The sequence below is a fragment of the Actinoplanes sp. NPDC051405 genome (assembly GCF_055586185.1).
This window is the reverse complement of record NZ_JBVJIR010000001.1, coordinates 229,457-247,743: the sequence shown is the minus strand read 5'-3', so window position 1 is coordinate 247,743 and position 18,287 is coordinate 229,457. Positions and strand designations below refer to the sequence as shown.

Here is an 18,287-nt window from a genome sequence, read left to right as displayed (position 1 = left end):
GCCGGAGGGCAGCCGACGGCTCCGGCATCGTCATGATCACACCCCTGTTTCCCTGACCAGGAACCGATGATCAGCGTCGCCCCGCTTGGTTCAGACGACCGTTCGGCGTGGGAGCAGCTGTTCAGCGGCTACAACGGTGCACGCCCTGGGCGCGCGGCTGGACGGCCAGCTGGTCGGTATCGCGCACTTCTTGGTCCACGACAGCATGACCTCACCCGTTGTGCGTTATCTGCAAGACCTGTTCACAGCTCCCAACGCCCGCGGCCGGGGAGTCGCTCGGGCGCTGATCAGAACCACACAGCCCAGCGGTTGTACGATCAGGTCGCCGAAAACCGCGGTTTCATCCAGTGCGTGGTCGCCTTCCAGCTTCGTGTATCCGGGCTCTTCCGACGGCTGGCTCTGCTGAGGATCTGGTCGGCGGTCTTGGCCCAGCGAAACGGTTCGCAGCGCTGGTTGTAGGCGTCGATGAGCGTTCGGATCGCGGCGATGAGCTCGGGCACGCTGGCGAAGGTGGCTCGGCGGCGGCCGGTGGACAGACTTGCTGTCACTGGTGCTGCGCCGAGGGTATGGAGGCGGTCGTGATCCGTCGATGGTGGGTTGGCCTGGTCATCGCGGTGTTCGGCGCTGCGGGCCTTGCGGTCGGCTGGCTGATCGAGGGCAACGGCAACAATGCCGCGGTACTCGCAGTGCTCTCGGCGTTCGCGGTGGCTGCTGGAGGTCTGCTGGCCGCGAACGCTGCCGGGGAGGTCGCAGTCCGGGTCACCGGCGGGCTGCTGTTCATCGCCGGCCTTGCCGTGATCGTCACGCAGCACGAGGTGTGGTGGTGGCTACCGAACAACTGGGCCACCCCGATGTCACTGACCGCGTTCATCATTTCGCTGGTGGGTTTGGGGGTACTGCTGCTGGCGTACGGTTTCCGCCTGGCGTGGCTCAGCGGCGCCTTTGGCCTGTTGGCTTTGACGTGCCTCGGGCTCACCCTGCTGCCGTACGGCAGCAGTAACGACCAGGAGGTGCTCCAGGCGATCGCGACGGGCCTCGGCGGTATCGCCCTCACCATGGGCGTGCACGCTTTCATCCAGCGGTCACGACTCGATAGGCGGTCGACGGCCTTGGCCGCCGCCGTCGCGGCGGCGGCCATTCTGTATGCCGGCTACGACGCGTACGGTCATACGCCATCGGGTGGTTACCACGCTGCGGTTCTCGGCGTCACGGGTGTTGGAGCTGTGGCATCGCTCATTTTCGGGGCCATCTTTTCGTGGCCGGCTGTCGCCGGTCTGTTCCGGAGCGGCTCGCGCGCCGGCCTCCCTGGGGCGCCCGAGCCCGTGCCAACAGCGTCACGGTCGACCAGGTCCGACACCGTGCCGTTGGAAGCACCGCTCCAGCCAACCGCGGACCCGGCCGTCCTACCGGGAACGACGGAGCCGGCAACGCCGAGCACTGGCGGCGAGCCCTCGACAACTCAGGCCACGGCAGTACCGGTCACCGCTATGACCTCGCCGACAAGTAGCCGGCTTCAGACTGCCTCGATGATTGTCGGCCTTGTCCTCGGGATCATCACGATCGCCAAGGAACTGATCGCTGCGGTCCTGGCTGTCATTCCCTGAACGAGTAGCCGGCTTCGCCCCTCCTCCCGTCCGTTAGTTCGGCGGCTGCTCCGTTCGAGGTCGTGGCGTCGCAGGGGACTCGGAGGGCGCCGGTAGGGACGTGTGCTTCGGCCCGGCGTACCGGTGCAGTTTGAGCTTCTCGTGGATGACGGCTGGCGGTTTCTGGGTGGTGCGGTACGCCAGGTCCTCCAGATAGATCCACAGGTTGCTGTTGCGTTTGTCGCGTTCGGCGCGCACGAAGGGCTCGATCGTCTCCCAGATGCGTCGGGCCTGAGGGCCGTTCGAGCCAATGATCAGCTCCTCCTTGACGATGCCGTGGGCGACCAGCTTGCCGAGGTCGTCGTAGAGGCCGCCCACCATGCGCAACTGGGACCGGGCCTCCAACGACAGGTCCGTGTACGGCCGGACCGGTTGCCGCGGAAGCTCGTCGAAGATGAACTGCTGAGCGTCGAAGAACTCCTGGGTTCGGAACCGGCTGAAGACCTGGAGCACGACTGGCAGGGCGTAACCGTCCATGGTGGTTCGGGTCTGCCGGAGCGCGAGCGTCCCGGAGACGATCAGGGAGACGACGGCGATGGCGATGGAGATCAGGGAGATCGCTGTCTTGGCGTCCACTGATCCAAGGTAATCGATCCTCATGGCCGCGTGGGGTCTTCGGCAGCCGGTCACCAGCAAGGCATACCCGAAGCTCGACCCGAACGGTTGGATGCAGACTCATTTCCAGGAAGTCGGTCAAGCAACCTTGACGAAGGTTCGGCTATAGGTCGTCGCCCATGAGCAAGCGTGGACCTGCGGCGCCCCTCGCACTCCTTCGACACCGCGGCCAACGCGGCGGCCGCCCGCTCTACGGCCAGCGCCCGCCGCGCATTCGGCTCCAATGGACCTTGTAGCTGGTTGACGGCGTTACGGGAGCGTCAGTCAGCGGCCGGCTGCCGGTCGGCGCCGGCCGCGCGCCAACAAGTATCCGGCATAGGCTGCGAGCGCGACCGCAGCGAACGCCGCGGGCGGCCCGAGGGCCGCGCGGTCGCGGTCGCGGGAAGTCAACGCCGTCCCGAACGAGTGGTCGGCAAGCAGCGACCACTGCGACCGCCAAGACAGGGCCGATCCGGTAGAGAGCGCGGAGCCGACCGACAGGATCGATCCGGCTGAGCCGATGCTGCCGATCGAGGCCACCGAGCCAACGCTGCCGATGGACAGCACTGAACCGCGGGAGCCGATCGACAGCAGGGAGTCGGTGGACCACAGCGACAGGCGTGAGGAGCCGGTGGAGGTCATGAGCGGATTATGCGGTACTCCGGTTGTCCTCGCGAACATCCGGATCCGCCGCCGACCAAGCGTGCCGCCCCGTAGGCAGAGCTTCGACCAGCTCGTTGGGCGTTGGTCGTGATGCCTCAGTTGTCGACGTCATCCAGCCCCCACGCCGCGATCAGACCTTCGGCCGCCTCGGGTACGGCGAGCTGCAAGTCGCCGTGCGGCTCCCACCGAACCCAGTCCGGTCGCAGCAAGCCAAGGGAGACGAGCGGCAGGCCGCGGTCGTCGAAGAACTCGATCCACAAGTCCGGCCATTGCATCCAGAACATGATCTCGGTGCCCGGTCGTAGTCGCAGTGCCTCTGTCAACGGAGCGACTGCGTCGAAGCCGTTCAAGTCCAGCAGCAATGACGACGCCACGCGATCCCGGCGTTTGGTGCCTGGTTCGACCCTGCCCCGTCTGTCGTAGATCCGAGCTCGCAACGCCCCCCGGAGCAGCTCAGGCAACGTAGTCGCCAACTCGTCCGCTTCACCGGCTGAATCTTCGTGGGCGGGTCCCGCCGGCTCGATCGACACGCGACCATGTTGTCACCCCCTCGCCCGAGCAACCAACCATTGTGGGACCGAGCTGGGCAGCGGGATATTTTGCGCGAGTGCGGCAGGCGCCGGCGGGAATTGTGACTTGTTCATTGTCATGCCGGGGACCGCGCGGTCTGCTGCGGCGATCGGCTCTGCCTCGTAGGCTCCTGCCGGTGGAAAATCAGAGGCGACGCCGATCTTGGATGGCCATACTGCTCCCATGAAACTTGCCGAAGCTCTCGCGCTGCGCGCAGATGCGTCGCGCCGTGCCGAACAGCTCCGCTCTCGCATCACCAGCAGCGCGCGCTTCCAGGAAGGCGAGGCTCCGGCTGAGGACGCAGAGTTCCTGCTCGCCGAGGCGGGCGAAGTGCTCACTGAGCTTGAAACGCTGATCAGGCGAATCAACCGAACCAATGCCGCGACACCGGTCGAGGGCGGCACACTGACCGACGCGCTTGCCCGGCGAGACGTCCTGCGCCTGCGCCACAGTATGGTCACGTCCGCAGCTGACGCCGCGGCCGGTGAGGGCCAGCGCGGATACCGGCAGCTGCGGTCCGAGCTGAAGATGATCCCGGCGCTACCGGTCGCTGAGCTGCGCCGCCAGGCCGACGATCTTGCCCGGCAGGTACGAGAGGTGGACACGCTGATTCAGCGGGTCAACTGGGAGGTCGATCTGCTCGACTGATCGACGCGGAGCAGGTAACCGACGTGGAGGCGTGCGCAAACCCGAGAGCCGGCGGGTAATCCGGTTCACGCCTGGCGCGCCGGGGGCAGGCGCGGGGGTTCGATTCCCCGACACACATCGCATGCCCAGCACGCGGCACAGGTGACGGCGCACAGGGCACGGCACACCACCGAGCGCAGATCCACGACGGCGAGGGCGGGATCGGGGAACTCCGCGTCGCTTCATGAACGGAACGGTCCACACATTCACCTGAAGTTTCTCTTCTGCCGCAGCCAAGGGCGGCGCCGGCCGCCGCTGGACCCGTTCGCGGGTCTGCGCTCCTGCGCGGCGGGTCAGCCGGTGATCTTCTCGGCGATGTCGGTGGCGATCGCGTCGAGCTGGGCGCGGGTGAATACCGGCGCCGGTGCGGACGGCGCGCTGCCGTCGCCGCCGAAGTAGTTGACGGCGCTCAGGTGCACCGCGTGCTTGCGGTCCGCGAGCTCCACATCGACTCCGTAGAAATGCCAGCCTCGGCCGGGCTTGTCCACGTACCGGATGAGCCGCAGCCCGGATGCGGTTCGGGTGGTCTGGCAGTCGGCGATCGGGGGCGCGCATTCGTAGAGCGGCTCGCACGATTGGCCCGCCCCGCACCCGACGTCCCGCAGCGACAGGTAGAAGCCGCCCTTTCGGCCGTCGGCGGTGACTCCGGACCGGGCCCGGAACGTGCTGTCGTCCAGCGCGAACATCACCGGATGCCCGTCGGGTGTGCGTTTTTCGCCCGGCACGTCCGGCATGTAGATCCACCGCACGCCGGGAGCGTGCTCGGTTGCCGCCTGCTCCAGGACGGTCCGCAACCTGTCGAGGATCCGCTGCTGCCCGGCCCGCGTACCGGACTGCAGCCGGAACGCCGGCGGGCTGGGCGACACCGGCGGCGACAACGAGGGTGACGCGACGGCGGCCGGTGGGGCGGGTGCAGGCGTGGGGCCTCGTCCGGGCAGGAGACTGGCGCCGGCCATGACGGCGGCGACGACGGCCACGGCGGTGGATCCGCCGGCGGCGAGATGACGGATCCGGCGGCGGCGACGGGTACGCCGTACGACGGCTTCGACGTCGACGGTCGACGGCGGTGCCGCGCCGAGGAGTTGGTCGAGCAGGGCCTGGTTCACTGGTGCCTCCTCGTGGCGTAGCTGAGCGCGCGTAGAGCCTCCAGAGCCCGCGCGGACTGGCTCTTGACGGTCCCGGTGGTGACACCGAGGAGCTCCGCGGTCTCCTCGACCGAGTGGTCGAAGTAGAAGCGCAGGACGACGACGGCACGTTGCCGCCGCCCGAGCCGGGACAGCAACGCGATCAGCTGCTCCCGGTCGGCGAGCTGGTCGGGCGGGCTCCAGCCGGGATCGGGTACGTCCTCGGCCGGGTGCTCGCGCCGCCACGGCCGGCGGTGTTCGTCGATCCACGACCGGGTCAGGACGCGCTGCGCGTACGCGTCCGGGTTGTCGGCGGCCGCCACCCGGCGCCAGTTCTCATAGAGCTTGCCCACCACTGTCCCGACCAGGTCGTCGGCCATGTGCCAGTCGTGGCACAGCAGGAACGCCGCCCGCCGCCAGCGTTCCATCCGGATTTCGACGAACTCCCGGAACTCGTCCTCCTCGGACCTTTTCACGGTCCTCCTCCCACACGGCTCTGCGGGCACGACGGAAACGCCGGTGTTCAAGGTTGCACGCCGTGGCCGGTTCAGGCGCCTCCGCCAGGCCGGACGGAGGCGCCTAGCGGGCGAGGGCTTCGTCAGTGGATCCGCTCGAGCACCTGTGGATCGGCGTGCGTGCCGTCCCTCGCGGCGTCGGTGCCGGCCGGGCGTCCGGGTAGCACCCGGTCCAGCCACCTCGGAAGCCACCAGTTGGCCCGGCCCAGCAGCGTCATGGTCGCCGGCACCAGGACCATCCGCACCACCGTGGCGTCGATGAAGATCGCGGTGGCGAGGCCGAGCCCGAACATCTTGGTCGACGGGTCGTCGGCGATGGCGAAGGACAGGAACACCGCCACCATGATGAGGGCGGCCGAGGTGATCGTCCGGGCGGTGCCCGAGATGCCCCGCACGATCGCCTCGTTGTTGTCGCCGGTTCGCAGGTATTCCTCCCGCACGCGGGACAGGAGGAACACCTCGTAGTCCATGGACAGGCCGAACAGGATCGCGAACAGGAACATGGGGATGAACGACACGATCGGTACCGTCGCCTCCAGCCCGATCAGCGCGCCACCCCAGCCCCATTGGAACACCGCGACCATGACGCCGTAGGCCGCGCCGATGCTCAGCAGGTTCAGCAGCACCGCCTTCAGCGGTACGAGCACCGACCGGAAGGCCAGCATCAGCAGCACGAACGACAGCGCCAGCACGGCGCCGATGAAGATCGGCAGGCGTTGGCTGGTGCGGCGGCCGACATCGGACAGGCTGGCCGCGGCACCGCCGATGTGAGCGTTCGACGGGCCCTGCCCGACCGCGGTGGGGAGCACCTCGGCACGTAGCCGGGCGACGGTATCGGCCGTGGCCCGCTCCTGCGGTCCGGTGGTGGGGAACACCACGAGGGTCGCGATTCCGGTGGCCTGATCGACTCGCGCCGGCGCGACCGAGGCGATGCCCGGGTCGGCGGCGACCGCTGCGGCGACCCGGCCCGCCGATCCTGGATCGCCGGCGAGGTCGACGGCGATGATGAGAGGGCCGTTGGTGCCGGGGCCGAACCCGTCAGCGATGAGGTCGTACGCCCGGCGCTCGGTGCGGCTTTCCGGAAGCGAGCCGTCGTCGGGCAGCCCGACGCGCAGGCCGAGGACAGGCAGCGTAGCGGCCAGGAGCAGCCCGGCCGCGCCGACCGCGTACGGCACCGGATGCCGGTTGACGTGCCCGATCCAGCGCCGCCAGCCGGACGCGGGCGCGGTGCCCGCCGCCGCGACTCGCCGCTGCCCGAGCCGGGCCCGGCCGAGCAGCCGGCCCAGCGTCCCGCCCCGGGCCAGGCGTGGGCCGGCGGCGCCGAGGAAGGCCGGCAGCAGCGTCACCGACGCGACCACCATGATCAGCACAACGATGGAGACCGCGAGCCCGCCCATCGTCATGAACGGCACGTTCGCAACCGCCATGCCGAGGATCGACACGACGACGGTGCCGCCGGCGAAGACGACGGGCCGCCCGGCCGTGGCCACCGCTCGCCCGGCCGCCTCGTGGGGCTCGAGCCCCAGTCTGAGGTATTCGCGGTGCCGGACGAGCACGAACAACGCGTAGTCGATGCCTACCCCCAGCCCCACCATGCTGCCGAGTACCGGGGCGAATGTCGGGATCTCGGTCACCCGCGCGAGCACCGTCATCGTGGCGACGCCGACGGTGAGGCCGAAGACCGCCATACCGATCGGCAGCGCGGCGGCGGTGAGCGAGCCGAACGCCAGGAACAGGATGGCGGCCGCGGCCAGGAGGCCGATCAGCTCGCCGGTGCCGCCGCCGGTGTCGGAGAAGGCGAAGAACAGGTCCCCGCCCATCTCGATGCGTAGCGGCATCTCGCCGCGCAGCCGGTCCCCGAGGTCGACAAGAGCGTCGAGGTCGTCGGCTGACAGCCGGCTCTGGTCGGGGTACTGCACACGGACGACGGCGATCCGTCCGTCGGCCGACACCAGGCCGGACCTGACGGCGGCGTCCGCGCCCCGGCCGAGCGCCTCTGCCGGGTCGCTGGTGTCGAGCACGTGCGGGAGTTGCCTCACCTCGGCCTGTAGCCGCGTCAACGCGGCACGCGCCGGCCCGTCATCGAAGAACGACGCCCCGCTGTCGACGGGGGTGGCGACCACCTGGGCGGTCATCCCCTCCTGGCCGGTGCCGGCCCGCTCGATCAATTCCGCGGCCCGCTGGGAGTCCAGCCCGGGAGCGGACATCGTGTCGGCGGTCCGGCCGCCGAAGGCGGTCGCGGCCAGGACCGCCAGCGCGGCGGCAAGCAGCCACGCCCCGATCACCCGCCACGGATGGCGGGCGGCGCTGCCACCCAGTCGGGAAAGGGCTTTCGAGAGCATGGGGGTCCTCCAACCACCTCGTCGGCCGCCTTCGCACGACCGCCGATGACCAGGGTCGTCACGGCGGCGCTTCCGGGCATCGGCCCGGGAGCCGCGGATCCGCCCGCCCCCGGACGGAGGGACGCCCCGTTCTTTCGGCCGATGCGCGGCGCCCTGGGCTCCCTAGGCTGAGACCGTGCTGCGAGACGACCTGCGAAACCTGTGGACCGAACCACGGCCGCCCGACGCCCCGGGCCGGTTGTGGCGGGACTGGGCGCTGCTCGCCGCGGCCCTGGGCGGTGTGCTGCTGGAAGCCACGCTGCGGGACGACGTCGTGTGGCGGCCGGTGGCGGTGGTGCTGGGCGTCTGGCTGGCCGTCCTGTCCCTGTGGCGCCGGGCCCGTCCGCTGGCGATGATCACTCTGGCGTTCGGCGCGATAATCCTGCTTCAGGTGGCCACGGTGGTGGCCGACCCGCCGGAGCCGGTGGGCCTGTACTCCGCCCTGGTAGTGCTCGTGCTGGTGTACGCGTTGCCCCGGTGGGGATCGGGCCGGGAGGTCGTGCTGGGCGGCGTGGTGATCCTCGCGGGCTTCGCGGTGTCGGTCGCGACGGACGACACCCCTGTCGGCGAGGAGATCGGGGGCCTCGTATTCCTGCTCATGCCCGCGGTGATCGGGGCGTCCGTACGGTTCTGGAAGACAGCTCGGGAACGGCAGCTGGAGCGGATGCGCTCCCATGAGCGGGAGCGGCTCGCCCGGGAACTGCACGACACGGTGGCCCACCACGTCTCGGCCATGGTGATCCGCGCCCAGGCCGGCCGGGTGGTCGCCGGCACTGACCCGGCCGCCGCTGTCGAGGCACTGGAGGGGGTCGAGGAGGAGGGCGCGCGCACGCTGGAGGAAATGCGGCTCATGGTCGCGACCTTGCGCGACAGCGGCACCGGCGCCGAGCTCGCGCCGGCGGCCGGCGTCGCCGACCTGAAGCGCCTGCTGCGCGCCCCCGCTGCCCGGCTGCGTGTGGACCTGGGACTCGACGGCGACCTGGACGGGCTGCCCCCGGCCGTGGACGCGGCGGTCTACCGCATCGTCCAGGAGTCGGTGACCAACGCCATGCGGCATGCGGTGGACGCGACCGAGGTGATGGTCCGGGTCACCGGAGAACCGCAAAGGGTACGGGTGACAGTGCGCGACGACGGCGCGCGAGCCGGCCGCGGTCGCGACGGGTACGGTCTTGCCGGGCTGCGAGAGCGCGCTGCCCTGCTCGGCGGGGAGCTGAGCGCCGGGCCCGGTACCGACCGGGGCTGGCAGGTCGAGGCCGAGCTGCCGCGGGGGAGGGCGAACAACCGTGTCCATCCGCGTACTGGTCGCTGACGACCAGCCGGTCATCCGTACCGGGCTGCGCATCATGCTGAACGCCCAGCCCGGCATCGAGGTGGTGGGTGAGGCCGCCGACGGGCGGGAGGCGGTCCGGCTGGCCCGGGACCTGCGACCCGACGTCTGCCTTTTCGACATCCGGATGCCCGAGGTCGACGGGCTGCAGGCCACCCGGCTGATCGCCGGCCCGGGCGTCGCCGACCCGATGGTCGTGGTCGTGATCACGACCTTCGATCTGGACGAGTACGTCTACGGCGCCCTGCGCGCAGGGGCACGTGGGTTCCTGCTCAAGGACGCGGGGCCCGACTTGCTGGCGCAGGCCGTACGGTCGGCCGCCGACGGGGAGGCCCTCATCGCGCCGAGCGTCACAGTGCGCCTGCTACGGGCGTTCGCGGAGGTACCGACCGGGCGGCCCGCCGCTCAGCCGATCTCGCCGGTCACCACCCGCGAGGAGGAGGTGCTGCTGGCCGTCGCCCAGGGGCTCACCAATGTCGAGATCGCCGATGCCCTGCACATCAGCCTGAGTACGGTGAAGACGCACCTGGCGAGCCTGATGGCCAAGCTCGGCGCCCGCAACCGCGTGGAGATCGCGATGTGGGCCTACGAGACCCGCCGGATCATCCCCAGACCTTGAGCCCGTTGTCGGCGGCGGCCATGCGGCGCTCGGCGGCGATGTCGAATCCCGGCTGCGCGATCGGCGCAAACCTACGCACGGTATCTTCTTACGGCTCAACGGCTGTTCGATACGGCGAATGCCCTGTATCAGCAACGCAACACCGCTCCGGTGGATGTGCCGGATGTTCTGGCGAAGCCGCCGGTCGAGTTGAGCGCGTCTCTGGCCGACAACGAGGCGGCGCGTGTCGAGTCCATGCTGCTTGCCACCGGTCCTGTACTCGAGGCTCTCGAGGCCTATGACCGTGCGCTCTGGGATCTGTGGCCACGAATGGCGTCGGGTACCGACCGCGCTGGGCAACCGGAATCGACGCGGCTTTACCATCGGGTTGTTCAGGCGATGCACCGTGATATCCGAGGCGATCGGCACGATGAGTCAGCACGCCCGCGAACGATCGAGCGCCCGACGGCGCACTGATCTGCCGTCGGCAAAGCGCCTGTCGGCACCACAGTGCGTTGTCTCCCGTGTTGGACGGCGCTCTTATGAACCTGTGCGTGGTGGCGTGGTCCTTGGCGGGCGCGCCAACCACTGTCTCGTCTGCTCGGATACCGGCGCGCTACGAAAAAGTCGGCGGGGCTGTCTGTCGGGAGACGGGGGTCTAGAGTGGACGCGTGCTGGGAGTAGTCGCGGCCGCGCTTGGCGGTCCTGAGGTTTTGCAGGTAACGGAACTGCCCGAGCCTGAGGCGGGGCCCGGGCAGGTCGTTGTCCGGATCCGCGCGGTCTGTGTGCACCCGGCTGACGTCGCCGCCACCACCGGAGAAATTCCTCGGGGGCCGGATGTGCCGCCGTTCTCACCCGGGTGGGATATCGCCGGAGAGGTGGCCTCAGTCGGCCCGGACACGGCTGACTTCGGGGTGGGCGATCGTGTCGTCGGAATGATTCCGTGGTACTTGACCCGGGGTGTACCGGGTGGCTACGCCGAGTTCGTGGCGGCCGACACGGACTGGTTGGTGCGGCTGCCGGACGGGCTCGATTTCGTGTCCGCGGCCACGGTGCCGCTCAACGCCCAGACCGCACACCAGGGGCTGTCGCTGGTGTCGTTGGCCATGCTTCCGGCCGGCAGCAGCATTCTGGTCACCGGTGCCAGCGGCGGTGTCGGCGGCTTCGCCACCCAGCTTGCCGTGCAGAGCGGCTATCGTGTCTTTGCGCAGGCCAGCCGCGAGGATGAGCAGTGGGTGCGCGGCCTTGGCGCTCACGAGGTGATTTCCCGTTCCGTCGATCTGGCGACGGTAGGGCCGGTGGCCGCGGTGTTCGACGCGGTCCCCCTCGGCGAGGCGGCAGCCGCTGCCGTCGAGGACAGGGGAGTCGTCGTCGTGACCCGGCCCACGCCGGCCATCGTTCCGGCCCGTGGTGTGCGCCAAGAGCTGCAACTCATCCGGCACGACCGCGAGCTGTTGGCCGATCTGGTGGGTCAGGTGGCGACGGGACGGCTGCGCACGCGCGTGGCGGACGCGATGCCGTTGACCGAAGCGGCCGACGCCCACCGGCGGGTACTGGCCGGTGGCCTGCGCGGAAAACTCGTGCTGACGGTGGGCTGACGGGGGAGCGTGACCGCAGCCTTAGGTCGCGCGATCACCGCTTGGTGGAGGACTCCCGGTCCAGGTACGGATCGGCCTCGGCTCGGACCGTGAGACAGTTCGTGGGGATCGTGTCGACCATCGTGCCGGCGCCGTTCAGGCATCGGTAGCGGACCAGGGCTGCCCATTCGCAGGCGCTCTCGACCACTCCCGCACGACGGGCGCCACTCCGGTGCACCCATACCGGGTCGCCCGGCCGGCACGCCACGGCAGGTCCCGGGACGGTCAGGTCCGGCGCGGATCCGGGAGTCGCGGCCGGCTCGTACGTCCCGGTGTGGTCGCCGCTCTCCGTAACCACGACCCAGGTGATACCGGCCTTGTCGGTGGTGTTCGCGTGCCGCTTGGCGCTGAACATCGCCTGGTCCGCGCGGCGCAGCAGGTCGGCAAGGTCGGCGGAGCGTCCAGCCGGTACGACGCCGATCGAGGCGGTGACGGACAGGGTGTGGCCCTTCACGTCCATCGGGGGTGCGATCGCGGCGCTCAGCGAGGCGGCCACCTCCTGCCACCACGTCTCCGGGACGTCGGCGTGCGGGGCGCGCGGCAGCGCGGCGAACTCGTCGCCGCCGAACCGGGCCACCAGATGATCGGCGAGGCAGGCGGCCATGCGTCGGGCGACGACGCAGAGGACCTCGTCGCCGGCATCGTGGCCGTACGTATCGTTGATCGGCTTGAAGCCGTTGAGGTCGAGGATCAGGACGGCCGACGAGTAAACGTCCTCGCGTAGCAGCTCCGGGGCGAGCGCGTGGAAGAGGCGGCGGTTGGCGAGTCCGGTGAGCTCGTCGTGGTCGGCCATCCACCGGAGCGAGGCGCGCTCCTGCTCCAGCTGCTGGACGTGCGCTGCGAGCTGATCGATGCGGGCTCGGAGGTGGGCAGTTGCCGGCTCGTTCCGCAGCTGAGCGTCATCCGGCAGTGCACCACCCGTGTCGGCGGCGGCAGGTTCGAGGATCCGCATCGGCCGTCCTCTCAAGACTGCGGCGGACCAGCAGGGGCTGTCGAGTTGACGGCGAGGCATCGCCGAGCGCCACAGTGGAATCATGGCAGTCGGTAGAGGCGCGTGCAAGATTTCACGAGCACAACTATCACGATGACATGATGCATCCCTGGCGGGTTTCGGCTACTTTAGGTACGTGCACTTTCGTGGTGAAAGAGTCGTCCCTGGACCTGGCGGACTGTTTTCGCACTTCAGGCCGGTAATGGGAGGGCCGCCGGGCCATGGGGCCGGTGGCAAGCCGATAACCCACAGTAAGCAACTCCAGAAGGAGGGGCACTGATGAGTGGCGAAACCGGCTGGATCATTTCCAGCAGGTCGACGGGCAACGGAGGCAGTTGCGTCGAGGCCCGCCGCCAGGACGGCCTCATCGAGGTCCGCAACAGCAAGGCGCGCGAGGCCGGCACCGTGGTGTTCACGGTCGAGGAGTGGGACTCGTTCTTGTTCGGTGCCAAGCGCGGCGAGTTCGACCGGCTCTTGACCGACTGATCGCGGCGGATCTCCACGACGACATCAGTTCGTCAGCGGAACTCTCCGACCGGTACGGAATTCTTGCTGATGAGCTCGAAGACCCGCCGGTATTCGTCGACCTCGACCTGCTCCTCCAGGTAGAGCGCGCCGACGTGGGATTCGAGGTAGACCACGTCCGGATCGTCCGGGTCGTCGAACTCCAGGATCCGGAAGGCACCGGCCATCGCCGCGTGCGCCCCGACCGAGAACGGCAGCACCCGGATGTCGACCGTGTCCTCTCGGGACAGCCGCCGCAGATGCTCGATCTGCCCCTTCATCACCTGTTCGCCGCCGACCGCCCGGGTCAATGTTCCCTCACCGAGCACCGTGACGAGGCGGATCGGTGGGTTGCGCGCGAAGAGCGTCTTCTGCCGCTGCATACGGAGATTGATGTGGCGCTCGGCGATCTCCGAGTCGACCGGCTGCTCGGCGCCGAAGACGGCTCGCGCGTACTCCGGGGTCTGCAACTCGCCGGGAACGACCTCGCCGTCGTACCCGAACATGCGGGCCGCGGACGCCTCCAGCCCGACGTACAGCTTGAACCACTCGGGGATCACCGGGCTGGCGTCCCACCACTCCTGCTGTGACGTGCCCAGCGCGAGGTCGGCGAGCGCGTCAGTGATGCTCTGGTCAGCACCGTAGAGCCAGCACAGCGCGCGCACGTTGGCCCCGGTGACCGGCACCTTGCCCGTCTCGATGCGGTGCAGCGTCGGCTCCGAGATACCCAGCCGCGCTTCCACCACATCACGCCGGCTCATCCCGGACGCCGTGCGTAGCCGCGTCAATCGCCGCCCCAACGCCCGCCGCACGACGCGTTGGCCTGTGACCGGCACCCTTACCTCCGCCTTGCCAACCCATGTGGACGGTGACGCCGACCACCGTACCCGCAACGCGGCGTCGTCAACAGGCAACCCGTCGGTGCTCACCGAACGTGCAGGGCGATGAGCCCGTGTTCGCGGTGATACGCGCCGGCTCGCTACGCCCCGTGGGTTCCGCCCCGCCGTAGCGGCGCGCGGTGATGTCGCGCGCCGGCCATCGCCGGCGGCGTCCTGACCGCCACCGGGGAGCCGCAGTTCTTACTGCCCGACGCGGCCCGCCGTGGGCTGGCGGTGGGGGACTGACACCTGACAACTGCCGGGCCGGCTGAGTGCGATGTCATCCCGCGCGGATCGGTACGGCGGTGCATTGCGCGTCGGCCCGGTCGATGAGCAGGTCCTCAGGTGTCGGGTACCGGCGGCGCAACGCGGCAACGGCATGCTGGTGAGCCAGGCGGTCGTACGGCGTCTCCTGCATCCTGGCCACCGACTCCCGTACCACCGACAGGAAGCCGACCGGCCACCGAACCCGGTGCACCGCCCGGACCACCCTGCTGTCCCGGTCGACCAGCGCGATCCGCACCCCGTGCGTACCGTCGACGCCGGCCGGACCCTCCTCGGCCGGAACCAGACGGGGGTGGAAGGTCACCTGCCCCCAGGGCAGCACCGGGCCGAGGCGGTACAGCAGGACCCCCGCAGCGCCGACGTCGATCCACGCGAATCGGGTCGGGGCCGCGGTGACCGCCTGCACTTCCAGATCGTGCGGACGATTCAGGGCCAACAGCAGCTCCACCGGCGCCCCGGTGACCATCGTCAGGCCGGCATGCTCGGGGAGCGTGACGTCCGGATCCAGCCGGATGCCCCTGGTGAGGACGGTATGCACATCCCCAGCGTATTGGCTCGGGAGCGAGCCCGTGGGCGGTTGGCCGGCCTGATCAGTGGTTCATCAGTACGTCCTTGACCGGAGGTGGATCAGGACCGGTCGCGGTGCGTCCCCCGTCGCCGGGTACGGCCCCGCGTCCGGCGCGGATGCCGTCGAAGAGGGCGGCGAGCATCGCCGCGTAGTCGAGTGGGCCGCGCACCGTCCCAGCGGACCTTCCGGCAGCGAAGCTGAGGTCTCCTTACTCGCCACGAAGAGGGTGATGCCGCAACCGCGGCGGCCTCGGCCGGCCGTCAGCGCCTAGTCCGCGGCACGGTGGCGCCCACCGCTGCCTGGCCTGGAAGGGTCCGTGCCGCGTTCTCCGTGGGTCAGCGGGATGCGCTTGACCGCTTGGTCGGTGGGTTGCCCGCCGACGGAATCCTTGTTGATCCATTCGTGGGGGGCAGCGGACACCTCGGTGCGCAGGTCCGACAGCCAGTGTTCCAGGTCGTCGCTTGTTCGGTCCGGACCAGCAGGCGCGCTGCTTGAGCCGGGGTCCTCGATGGCGCTCATCGCGGCGCACGCTCCGATCGGTCGGGTGCGGTCAGGGCGAGAGTAGCGGGCTCGCGCGAGGCGCTGATGTCGCTCGGCCACGGTCCTGCAAGCTGTGCGGGGTCGCCGAACGCGCGATGGTCGACCGGATGCGACCAGAGCGCTCATTCGACAGCATCGAACACGCGGGAGATCGGCGGACAATGGCAAGAACGGCCCCTGGTCCACGCCAGGGGCCGTTTCGCCATTGTCAGGAAACGATGCAGTTCCTGCCGTTCGCGCCGGAGCCGGTCTTGGTCGGTTCGGCGCCGGTGTTGTTGCCGGTGTACAGCCAGCAGGTGGGGATGCTGCCGATGTTGTTGCCCTTCAGAGTCGCGACGTCGCCGTAGTTCGTGTTGACGCCGGCGATCACCTTGCCGCTGGTCGCGGTGATGTTCTGGATGGTCACCTTGCGGGCGGCCTGGGTGGAGCAGTTGCCGCAGGAGCGGTAGAGCTTGCCGAAGTTGGAGACCTTGAAGTTCTTGATGGTCACCGAACCGCCGGAGCCGCGGTTGTCCTGGAACACCTTGTCCGATGCGCTCGCCGCGCTGCCGCCGTCGATCACGACGGTCGCGTTGGTGCCGCGGAAGGTGGCGGCGTCCTCGCCTACGTCCTGCCAGACGATGTTGGTGAGGTCGCAGCTGCCGGCGCAGTGGACGCCGTCGGCGGACGGGGCGCCCAAAATGACGTTCTTCAGGGTGGCGCCGGCGGCCAGGTCGAAGATCGGGTCCTGGCCCTCGTTCTGGCCGCCGCTGCCGAGTGCGCCGGAGCCGATGTAGCGCTTGCCGCCGCCGTCGAAGGTGCCGGTGACCTTGATTGACGCGGTGACCTGCACATCCGTCGCGGCTGACGCCAGGCCTACCGTCGCAACAGAGCCGGCCATGGCCGCGGCCAGAACTGCGGCACCGATGAGCACGCGTGGTCTTTTCATGGGGACCTTTCGTGGAGCCTCCACCTTCGATGAAGGCGGGACGGAACCGTCGTCATCGCAGCTCGCGGGTTCGTGCGGATGATGCCGACGGTCTGGAGGAGGACATCTCCAACCTGACATGCTCATCGATACGCGTCAATGAATATGGTTTGCAGCTTTGTTGCAGGATTGCGATGGTTGGCTGCCCTCGCGCACCCGGCAATCTGTAGTGGTCAACAGGGCGCGGGAGGTTGCCCGACGAAGGCAACTGATGTCGACGAGGGGCGCGACCTGACCCGCCTCGGCTGTCTTCAGCGGTCGGCGGGCTGGGGTCCTTCTGCACGTTGAGGAACCGGCGACAGCCGGGCCCGCCACGTAGAGATTCAGCTGGTTCGCGTTCTGGATCTCCCGCTGATCTACTTCTCGTACGGGCAGCTCGTACATGGACTACCGGGAGTCCGGTTTCTGGGTCCGTGACTACCAGGCAGAAGTGTGGCTCTACCTGCTGGCGCGAGAGGCCGAACGGATCTCCACACCCCCGGCATGGCTCAGTGCTGCCTGTGCTGACTGGGAGACGCAAGCCACGGCCGGCTTCATGGGATGTGTGTCATCCCGCCTGGACAATCATCTCGGCACTGAATCCGAGCGTGTCGCGGTTGTGATCGACCTGTCCGAGCGGGTCCTCCGGCAGCTGCGCGAGTGGTCGCCGGCCGTCCCGAAGGCCCTTGTCAATTCCTTCGGCACGGGAGGCGAGGAGGAGTCGTTTCACTCCGACCTGCCTACCGGGCCATTGCTGGCATGCGGTTACGCCTTCATCCGCCTGCTCCGGGGAGAGTTCCCGCCTGGTCATGCCGGATGGGCATCGGAACCTTCGCACCATAAGTGACTCCCCGCATGGGCCGTTCCCCGCGATCAGAGGCCGGTCAGCGACTCGACGAGTCCGACGCCGAGTAGAAGACAGCTCGGCCACCATTGCCGGCCATCAGCTCGCCGATGGTGACCCGGTCCGGCTACGACACCGGTACGACAATCGGCCGGAGCACCCGCGGACGTGTTCCTGCTGAAGAAGCTGAAGCCGACCTCGCGAAACCGCAGGAAGCGGACCATGAGTTGCGATTGGCAACGGCGACTTCGAGGTCGTGGCCAGATCGACCAGCAGGCTGTGTAGTCGCCGGCAGTCGGCTCGGACGATGCCGCCCGGGACGCCTAGCATCTCGGTGATGACCACTTCCGGAACACGACCCGACGACGTTCCGACCGAACCCGCACGATCCGAGGAGGCCCTCCGGCTGCTGTCCGACGTACCGCTCGGACTCGACGTCGCCGTCAAGCGACTCGGCCGCGGCAGCGGCGTATACGCCTGGTGGGCGGCGCCATCCATCTTTCCCGATCTCCCAGGTCCGCCGAACGGGGCCGCCCCGTCGCTGCGGCTGTTGTATATCGGCCGAGCCACCAGCCTGCGGGGCCGGATCCTGCGCAACCATCTTCGGCGTTCGGGCAGCTCTACCCTGCGCCGTACCCTTGCCGGGCTTCTCGTCTCGGAGAGCTACTCGACGACTTGGACCGACCGTGTTGTCCTCGTCCCGGCGGACGAGGCACGGCTGACCGCCTGGATGTCCGCGCATCTGCAGTTGACCTGGGCCGAGTGCCCGGAGCCGGCAACCATCGAGTCCGAACTGGTCCGGCGCCTGCACCCGCCACTCAACGTATCCGGAGTCGACCCCGAACACGTTCAGGCGGCCGTGGTCGTCGCCAAGGACAGATACAACACCTCGGCCCGTCCGGGCGAGTCCTCGCAGACGCCGTAAGCAGTCGCCTGATGCGCGGGCATATACCAACGCGCGCTCATGCCGATGGCAGTGTGCGCTCCGAGAG

The 18,287-nt window shown here is 69.1% G+C and carries 23 protein-coding genes; 10 read left to right on the top strand and 13 right to left on the bottom strand.

Features of this window, described 5'->3' with window-relative positions; translation table 11 throughout:
• Positions 1–136 precede the first annotated feature (136 nt).
• The gene (locus ACZ6S4_RS01195; RefSeq protein WP_465472927.1) at positions 137–406 is read left to right on the top strand and encodes a GNAT family N-acetyltransferase; all 270 of its coding nucleotides are present in this window, start codon (positions 137–139) and stop codon (positions 404–406) included.
• On the opposite strand, the gene ACZ6S4_RS01190 is transcribed toward ACZ6S4_RS01195, so the two are convergent.
• The gene (locus tag ACZ6S4_RS01190; protein ID WP_465473506.1) at positions 318–500 is read right to left on the bottom strand and encodes a hypothetical protein; all 183 of its coding nucleotides are present in this window, start codon (positions 498–500) and stop codon (positions 318–320) included. The genes ACZ6S4_RS01195 and ACZ6S4_RS01190 overlap by 89 nt on opposite strands.
• Before the next feature lie 78 nt (positions 501–578).
• Here ACZ6S4_RS01190 and ACZ6S4_RS01185 point away from each other — a divergent pair, with 78 nt between their 5' ends.
• Positions 579–1,604: a hypothetical protein gene (locus tag ACZ6S4_RS01185; RefSeq protein ID WP_465472926.1), complete on the top strand. Its 1,026-nt coding sequence runs from the start codon at positions 579–581 to the stop codon at positions 1,602–1,604.
• 33 nt (positions 1,605–1,637) lie between these two features.
• Here the strand turns inward: ACZ6S4_RS01185 and ACZ6S4_RS01180 are convergent, their stop codons facing one another.
• From ACZ6S4_RS01180 to ACZ6S4_RS01170, 3 genes are all read right to left on the bottom strand, one after another.
• Positions 1,638–2,219, bottom strand: a complete 582-nt coding sequence (locus ACZ6S4_RS01180; RefSeq protein WP_465472925.1) for a DUF4760 domain-containing protein — start codon at positions 2,217–2,219, stop codon at positions 1,638–1,640.
• A gap of 303 nt (positions 2,220–2,522) precedes the next feature.
• Positions 2,523–2,879 carry a hypothetical protein gene (locus tag ACZ6S4_RS01175; protein ID WP_465472924.1) on the bottom strand — a complete coding sequence of 119 codons (357 nt, stop codon included), beginning with the start codon at positions 2,877–2,879 and terminating at the stop codon, positions 2,523–2,525.
• Positions 2,880–2,995: 116 nt separating this feature from the next.
• A complete protein-coding gene (locus ACZ6S4_RS01170; RefSeq protein ID WP_465472923.1) occupies positions 2,996–3,430 on the bottom strand; it encodes a hypothetical protein in 435 nt (144 codons plus the stop codon).
• A gap of 223 nt (positions 3,431–3,653) precedes the next feature.
• Between ACZ6S4_RS01170 and ACZ6S4_RS01165 the strand changes: the two genes are divergently transcribed.
• Positions 3,654–4,118 (top strand): DIP1984 family protein, encoded by a 465-nt coding sequence (locus tag ACZ6S4_RS01165; RefSeq protein WP_465472922.1) that lies wholly within the window; start codon positions 3,654–3,656, stop codon positions 4,116–4,118.
• A gap of 332 nt (positions 4,119–4,450) precedes the next feature.
• Here ACZ6S4_RS01165 and ACZ6S4_RS01160 read toward each other — a convergent pair whose 3' ends face one another.
• The 3 genes from ACZ6S4_RS01160 to ACZ6S4_RS01150 all read right to left on the bottom strand — a co-directional run bounded on the left by ACZ6S4_RS01160 (position 4,451) and on the right by ACZ6S4_RS01150 (position 8,138).
• Positions 4,451–5,263 carry a hypothetical protein gene (locus ACZ6S4_RS01160; protein ID WP_465472921.1) on the bottom strand — a complete coding sequence of 271 codons (813 nt, stop codon included), beginning with the start codon at positions 5,261–5,263 and terminating at the stop codon, positions 4,451–4,453.
• The gene (locus ACZ6S4_RS01155) at positions 5,260–5,757 is read right to left on the bottom strand and encodes a SigE family RNA polymerase sigma factor (protein WP_465472920.1); all 498 of its coding nucleotides are present in this window, start codon (positions 5,755–5,757) and stop codon (positions 5,260–5,262) included. Before ACZ6S4_RS01155 ends, ACZ6S4_RS01160 begins: the two co-directional genes overlap by 4 nt.
• Positions 5,758–5,879: 122 nt before the next feature.
• On the bottom strand, positions 5,880–8,138 hold the full coding sequence (locus tag ACZ6S4_RS01150) for an MMPL family transporter (RefSeq protein ID WP_465472919.1): 2,259 nt from the start codon (positions 8,136–8,138) through the stop codon (positions 5,880–5,882).
• Between the two features lie 175 nt (positions 8,139–8,313).
• On the opposite strand from ACZ6S4_RS01150, the gene ACZ6S4_RS01145 reads away from it, so the two are divergent.
• The 4 genes from ACZ6S4_RS01145 (at position 8,314) to ACZ6S4_RS01130 (ending at position 11,700) form a co-directional block, all read left to right on the top strand.
• Positions 8,314–9,486 (top strand): sensor histidine kinase, encoded by a 1,173-nt coding sequence (locus ACZ6S4_RS01145; RefSeq protein WP_465472918.1) that lies wholly within the window; start codon positions 8,314–8,316, stop codon positions 9,484–9,486.
• Positions 9,461–10,123: a response regulator gene (locus ACZ6S4_RS01140; protein WP_465472917.1), complete on the top strand. Its 663-nt coding sequence runs from the start codon at positions 9,461–9,463 to the stop codon at positions 10,121–10,123. Before ACZ6S4_RS01145 ends, ACZ6S4_RS01140 begins: the two co-directional genes overlap by 26 nt.
• Positions 10,124–10,273: 150 nt before the next feature.
• On the top strand, positions 10,274–10,579 hold the full coding sequence (locus tag ACZ6S4_RS01135) for a hypothetical protein (protein ID WP_465472916.1): 306 nt from the start codon (positions 10,274–10,276) through the stop codon (positions 10,577–10,579).
• 194 nt (positions 10,580–10,773) lie between these two features.
• Positions 10,774–11,700 carry an NADP-dependent oxidoreductase gene (locus tag ACZ6S4_RS01130; RefSeq protein ID WP_465472915.1) on the top strand — a complete coding sequence of 309 codons (927 nt, stop codon included), beginning with the start codon at positions 10,774–10,776 and terminating at the stop codon, positions 11,698–11,700.
• A gap of 34 nt (positions 11,701–11,734) precedes the next feature.
• On the opposite strand, the gene ACZ6S4_RS01125 is transcribed toward ACZ6S4_RS01130, so the two are convergent.
• Positions 11,735–12,691 carry a diguanylate cyclase domain-containing protein gene (locus ACZ6S4_RS01125; protein ID WP_465472914.1) on the bottom strand — a complete coding sequence of 319 codons (957 nt, stop codon included), beginning with the start codon at positions 12,689–12,691 and terminating at the stop codon, positions 11,735–11,737.
• 318 nt (positions 12,692–13,009) lie between these two features.
• Here ACZ6S4_RS01125 and ACZ6S4_RS01120 point away from each other — a divergent pair, with 318 nt between their 5' ends.
• Positions 13,010–13,216: a DUF397 domain-containing protein gene (locus ACZ6S4_RS01120; RefSeq protein WP_465472913.1), complete on the top strand. Its 207-nt coding sequence runs from the start codon at positions 13,010–13,012 to the stop codon at positions 13,214–13,216.
• Between the two features lie 32 nt (positions 13,217–13,248).
• On the opposite strand, the gene ACZ6S4_RS01115 is transcribed toward ACZ6S4_RS01120, so the two are convergent.
• The 5 genes from ACZ6S4_RS01115 to ACZ6S4_RS01095 all read right to left on the bottom strand — a co-directional run bounded on the left by ACZ6S4_RS01115 (position 13,249) and on the right by ACZ6S4_RS01095 (position 16,433).
• The gene (locus tag ACZ6S4_RS01115; protein ID WP_465473480.1) at positions 13,249–14,046 is read right to left on the bottom strand and encodes a helix-turn-helix domain-containing protein; all 798 of its coding nucleotides are present in this window, start codon (positions 14,044–14,046) and stop codon (positions 13,249–13,251) included.
• Between the two features lie 346 nt (positions 14,047–14,392).
• On the bottom strand, positions 14,393–14,935 hold the full coding sequence (locus tag ACZ6S4_RS01110; RefSeq protein ID WP_465472912.1) for a hypothetical protein: 543 nt from the start codon (positions 14,933–14,935) through the stop codon (positions 14,393–14,395).
• A gap of 52 nt (positions 14,936–14,987) precedes the next feature.
• Positions 14,988–15,134: a hypothetical protein gene (locus tag ACZ6S4_RS01105; RefSeq protein ID WP_465472911.1), complete on the bottom strand. Its 147-nt coding sequence runs from the start codon at positions 15,132–15,134 to the stop codon at positions 14,988–14,990.
• A gap of 98 nt (positions 15,135–15,232) precedes the next feature.
• Positions 15,233–15,484 carry a hypothetical protein gene (locus tag ACZ6S4_RS01100; protein WP_465472818.1) on the bottom strand — a complete coding sequence of 84 codons (252 nt, stop codon included), beginning with the start codon at positions 15,482–15,484 and terminating at the stop codon, positions 15,233–15,235.
• 229 nt (positions 15,485–15,713) lie between these two features.
• Positions 15,714–16,433: a pectate lyase gene (locus ACZ6S4_RS01095; RefSeq protein WP_465472910.1), complete on the bottom strand. Its 720-nt coding sequence runs from the start codon at positions 16,431–16,433 to the stop codon at positions 15,714–15,716.
• Between the two features lie 421 nt (positions 16,434–16,854).
• Here ACZ6S4_RS01095 and ACZ6S4_RS01090 point away from each other — a divergent pair, with 421 nt between their 5' ends.
• Both ACZ6S4_RS01090 and ACZ6S4_RS01085 read left to right on the top strand, forming a co-directional pair.
• On the top strand, positions 16,855–17,298 hold the full coding sequence (locus ACZ6S4_RS01090) for a hypothetical protein (protein WP_465472909.1): 444 nt from the start codon (positions 16,855–16,857) through the stop codon (positions 17,296–17,298).
• Positions 17,299–17,632: 334 nt separating this feature from the next.
• The gene (locus ACZ6S4_RS01085) at positions 17,633–18,220 is read left to right on the top strand and encodes a GIY-YIG nuclease family protein (RefSeq protein ID WP_465472908.1); all 588 of its coding nucleotides are present in this window, start codon (positions 17,633–17,635) and stop codon (positions 18,218–18,220) included.
• Positions 18,221–18,287 lie beyond the last annotated feature (67 nt).